Below are 4767 nucleotides of genomic sequence, written 5' to 3'. Positions count from 1 at the left end.
CCCCCGCGCCGGGGGGACGCCCCCCGCCCCCACCCACGCCCACGCCACCGCCACATCTGCATAAGAGCCAGCACAGGTGCAGCGCCCGCATCGGCGCGTTGGGGAATCCGGGCAGCGGCGGATGGTCGCTCACCGGGGTCACGTCGGCCCACCGGTAGCCGGGGTCGGCGAGCGCGGCGGCGGCGATATTGGCCGAGACCTCGTCGAGCACCGGCTGGTCGCGCCGCCCGGAGCCCAAAATCAGTGCCCCGCAGTCCGGGTCGACGAGATCGGACAGCGCGTAGTGCAGCGACGGGTGCGCAGACAGTTCGATGAAGGCGCCGATGCCGCGGCCGGTGGCGGCCTGCACGGCGCGATCGAAGCGGACGGTGTTGCGCAGGTTGGCGTACCAGTAGTCGGTGAAGCCGGTGCCGGCGGGCACCACGGCGCCGGTGGCGGCGCCGATGAACTCCACCGGGGTGTCCAGGAACGCCGACGCCGGCAGCAGCCGCGCCAAGGTGGGGCGCAGCGGTTCCAGCGCGCTGGTGTGGGCGGGGAAGTCCACGGCGATCTCGCGGACGAACACGCCGCGCTGTTCGGCCAGCGCCACCACGGCGGCCACCGCGTCGCGGTCCCCGGACAGCACCGTCGACGACGGGGCGTTGACCACCGAGACCTCCAGCCAGCCGGTGGTTTCCGCGGCGAGCCGCTCGGCGTCGGGAAGCCCGACGCCCAGCACCGCCATGCCGTAGCGTCCCGGTAGCGTGTCCACCACAGTGGCGCGGGCGGCCACCACGGCGACCGCGTCCGGCAGGGTGATCGCGCCGGCCGCATAGGCCGCCGCCACCTCCCCCAGGCTGTGTCCCACGGTGAGGTCGGGCAGCACGCCGCAGGACCGCCACAGCTGCGCCATCGCGACGGCGTGGGTGAACTGGGCGCCCTGGATGTGCAGCTGGGACACGTCCGGCGGCTGCTCGGCGACCAGGTACGGCAGCGGCGAGGCGATCCCGGCCGCGTCGAACGCCGCCGCGCAGCGGTCGGCCTCGGCCCGATAGACCGGGATCCGTTGGTAGGCTTCGGCGCCCATCGCCGGCCACTGGTTGCCTTGGCCGGGAAACACGAACGCGGTGCGCGGCGCCGCGGTGGCCGAGGACCGGGCCACCAGCGGGTGCTCGTCGCCGTCGGCCAGCGCCGCCAGCCCCGCCGCGAGCTCGGCGTCGTCGGCCGCGCGCAGCACCGCTCGGTGCCGGCGCACCCGTCGGGTCCGCAGCAGGGTGGCGGCCACCGCGGCCGGGGTGACCGACTCCGGTGCCCGGCGCAGATAGGCCAGGATCGCCGCGGCGTCCCGACCGATCAGGTCCTCCTCATGCGCGGTGAGCAGCACCGGGATCCGGCCGTCGGGCAGTGCGTGGCCTGGCATCAGACGACCTCCGGGATGGACACGATCAGGTGGGCGTTGGTGCCGCTCATCCCGAACGCGGACACCGCCGCGATCCGCTGCCCGTTCACCGCGGGCCACCGGGTCAGCCGCTGGGCCAGCCGCAACCCCTGGCTGTCCCAGTCGATTTCGCGGCTGGCCTGCTCGGCGTGCAGGGTGGGCGGGATGGCGGCATGCTCGGCGGAGACCAACACCTTGGCCAGGCCGAGCGCCCCGGCGGCGGCCTGGGCGTGGCCGACATTGGATTTCACCGACCCCAGCAGCGCGCCGCCGCCGGGTGTGGTGTCGCCGTAGGTGGCGGCCAGGGACTGCAACTCGGTGCGGTCGCCGAGCTGGGTGCCGGTGCCGTGCCCCTCCACCATCGCCACCTGCTCGGGCCGCAGGCCGGCCTGGTCGATGGCGCGCTGGAACAGCCGGATCTGGGCGGCGCCGCTGGGGGCGGTCAGGCCCGCGCTGCGGCCGTCCTGGTTGACCGCGCTGGCGCGGATTTCGGCCAGGATGCGCCGCCGATCCCGCAGCGCGGCCGACTTGCGTTGCAGCACAAACATCGCCGCCCCTTCGGCCCACACCGTGCCGCTGGCCTGCGCGCTGTAGGGCCGGCAGCGGCCGTCGTCGGACAGGGCGTGCTGTTTGGAGAACTCCACGAAGAAACCCGGTGAGCCCATCACGCAGACCCCGCCGGCCAAGGCCAGGTCGCAGTCGCCGGCCCGCACCGACTGCACGGCGACGTGGAACGCGGCCAGCGCCGACGCGCAGGAGGCGTCCACGGTCAGCGCCGGGCCGGCCAGGCCCAGCGTGTAGGCGACCCGCCCGGAGATCACTCCGAGCGCGGTGCCGGTGATCAGATGTCCGCTGTGGCGGGAGAATTCGGCCATCTCGGGTCCGTATCCGGTCACCGAGGCGCCGACATAGCAGCCCACCTCGTGGCCGGCCAGGTCGTCGGGGTTGATGCCGCTGTTCTCCAGCGCCCGCCACGACACCCGCAGGGTGACCCGTTGCTGCGGGTCCATCGCGGTGGCTTCCCGCGGCGAGATGCCGAAAAACCCGGGGTCGAATGCCGCTGCCCCGCTGAGGAAGCCGCCGGAATCGTGGATCCGCTTGAAGCCGTCGCGGCGTGAACCGGTCAGCAGGTCGCGGATCGGCCAGCCCCGATCGGTGGGAAACGGGCTGAGCGCTTCGCGTTGCTGCGACAGCAGCGCCCAGTAGTCCTCGGCGCTGTCCACCTCCCCGGGTGCCTCGAGCGCCATACCGACGATGACCACCGGGTCGGCCTCGGCGGGAATCCGGTTATCGGACATCGGCATTGACCTGGGCGGCGACCGCCTCGATGTGCTCGTTGAGGTAGAAGTGGCCGCCGTCGTAGAACGACAACCCGAAGGTGCCGGTGGTGTGGCGCGCCCAGCGGCGCAGCGATTCGGCGTCGACCCGGTGGTCGGCGCGGCCCCCGACGGCGTGGATGTCGGCACGGATCGCCACGTCGGGGCCGCAGCGGTACCGGTTGAGCGCATGGTAGTCGCCGCGCACCGCGACCGTCAGCAGCTCGGCGAACTCCTCGTCGGCCAGCAGCCGGGGGTCGGTGCCGCCCAGGTCGGCGATGTCGGCGCGCAGGCCGGCGTCGTCGGTCGGCAACGTCGGCAGCCCGGCGACCGTGCACGGCGCCGGGCCCGCCGACACCCACAGCTTGCGCACGGCCGCGCCGCGCTGTTCGGCGATCCGGGCGAACTCGAAGGCGACCAGCGAACCCATGCTGTGCCCGAACAACCGCAGCGGGCCGACCGCGTCCCAGCTGCCCGCGTCGAACAAATCCCGGGCCAGATCGGGCAGCGTGTCGGCGGCCGGGTCGGCGAATCGCTCAGCGCGCTGCGGATACTGCACGAGGTAGGCGTCGCCGCCGCCGGCCAACGCCGCCGCCAACACCCGGTAGCTCGCCGCGGTTCCGCCGGCGTGCGGGAAGATCACGGTGGCGCCGGCCGGTTGTCGCGCACCGCGCCCCGGGACGTGCTTGATCCACGCCGGGAATCCGGTCGCCGCCGTCAGCGTGGTGGTCATCGTGTCGATGCCCGCGTAGCGATCGAGGGCTCCGAACTCGCGGCGGCACGACTCACAACACCCCTCCGTAAATTAGTAAAGGCTGCCCTAACTTTTGTGGAGGCTACCCTACCGGCGGCATCGAAGACACGCCTACCCAACAGGGCCCGGCCTACCGCCGCGGGAACCGGCGAAGCCGAACGACCCTGTTCAACCCTCTTCTCCCGTGGCCACTCTAACGCAGATACGGAAAAATCACCGTTATTAATCCGCAGTTGCGGTTTTATGCCGAAACGGGGAGGATCGCTGCTCGTCCGGTCCGAGCACCGCGACCCTGGTCGCGACCACCGACCACCGGTGAGGGAGGACAGATGCCCGCTCCGATCTGGATGGCCTCGCCACCCGAGGTGCATTCGGCGTTGCTGAGCAGCGGCCCCGGGCCGGGCCCGTTGCTGGCCGCCGCCGGGGCGTGGACCGCGTTGAGCACCGAATACACCGCCACCGCCGAGGAGTTGACCACGCTGCTGGCGGCGGTGCAGGCCGGTGCCTGGCAGGGGCCGAGCGCCGAGGAGTATGTGGCCGCGCACCTGCCGTACCTGTCCTGGCTGACCGAGGCCGCCGCGAACAGCGCCGCGACGGCCGCCCAGCACGAGACGGTCGCCACCGCCTACAGCAGCGCGCTGGCCGGGATGCCGACGCTGGCGGAGTTGGCGGCCAACCACCTCACGCACGGGGTGCTGGTGGCCACGAACTTCTTCGGGATCAACACCATCCCGATCGCGGTCAACGAGGCCGACTATGCGCGGATGTGGGTCCAGGCCGCCGCCACGATGGGCGCGTATCAGACCGTCTCCGGCGCGGCGGTGGCCGCGGTGCCGCGCAGCGGCCCGGCGCCGACCGTGCTGAAATCCGACGCGAACCCGGCCGCGACCAACTCGTCGTCCAACATCTATCAGCAGCTGCTGCAGTTCTTGCAGAACCCGGTCGGGACCCTGCAAAAGATTCTCAGCGCGTTCGCGACCAATCCGGCTGCGGCGCTGACGACTTGGGGCCCGCTGCTGTTCGTCATCGGCTACAACGTGATCCCCTGGCCGCTGCCGTTCTATCTGGGGCCGGCCGCGGCGCTGGCGCTGCCCATCGCGATCGGGGTGGGGCTCAACCTGCTCGCCGAACGGGCCGGTCAGACGTCACCGCCGGCCGTCGCCGCCGAGCCCGGGGCGCCGGCCCCGGCGCCTTCGCTGGTCCGCACCCCCCAGCCCGGCTCGGCGCCCGGGGTCGCCACCCCGATTCCGGGCTCCTCGACGCCGGCCCCGGCGCCGAGC

Annotated in this window: 4 protein-coding genes; 1 reads left to right on the top strand and 3 read right to left on the bottom strand. The window is 72.8% G+C overall.

From position 1 onward, the window contains the following. The 3 genes from BKN37_RS25810 to BKN37_RS25800 form a co-directional block, all read right to left on the bottom strand. The coding region (locus tag BKN37_RS25810) for an acyltransferase domain-containing protein (RefSeq protein WP_131823704.1) at positions 1-1399 on the bottom strand (1399 nt) is incomplete at its 3' end. After that, positions 1399-2715, bottom strand: a complete 1317-nt coding sequence (locus BKN37_RS25805) for a beta-ketoacyl [acyl carrier protein] synthase domain-containing protein (protein ID WP_071029993.1) — start codon at positions 2713-2715, stop codon at positions 1399-1401. The genes BKN37_RS25805 and BKN37_RS25810, both read right to left, overlap by 1 nt. Continuing rightward, positions 2705-3466 (bottom strand): thioesterase II family protein, encoded by a 762-nt coding sequence (locus BKN37_RS25800; protein WP_071029991.1) that lies wholly within the window; start codon positions 3464-3466, stop codon positions 2705-2707. The genes BKN37_RS25805 and BKN37_RS25800 overlap by 11 nt, the downstream gene beginning before the upstream one ends. Before the next feature lie 350 nt (positions 3467-3816). On the opposite strand from BKN37_RS25800, the gene BKN37_RS25795 reads away from it, so the two are divergent. Beyond that, positions 3817-4767 (top strand): PPE family protein (locus tag BKN37_RS25795; protein ID WP_131823703.1); only part of this gene is annotated, 951 nt, incomplete at its 3' end.

Source organism: Mycobacterium talmoniae (genome assembly GCF_001854525.1).
In the GTDB taxonomy this organism is placed as follows: Bacteria; Actinomycetota; Actinomycetes; order Mycobacteriales; family Mycobacteriaceae; genus Mycobacterium; species Mycobacterium talmoniae.
This window is presented reverse-complemented; position numbering and strand designations above follow the sequence as displayed.

What these genes read in the sequence shown, in the direction of transcription:
- BKN37_RS25805 (WP_071029993.1), bottom strand. Translation starts at nt 2,715, where the DNA reads ATGTCCGATAACCGGATTCCCGCCGAGGCCGACCCGGTGGTCATCGTC.
- BKN37_RS25800 (WP_071029991.1), bottom strand. Translation starts at nt 3,466, where the DNA reads ATGACCACCACGCTGACGGCGGCGACCGGATTCCCGGCGTGGATCAAG.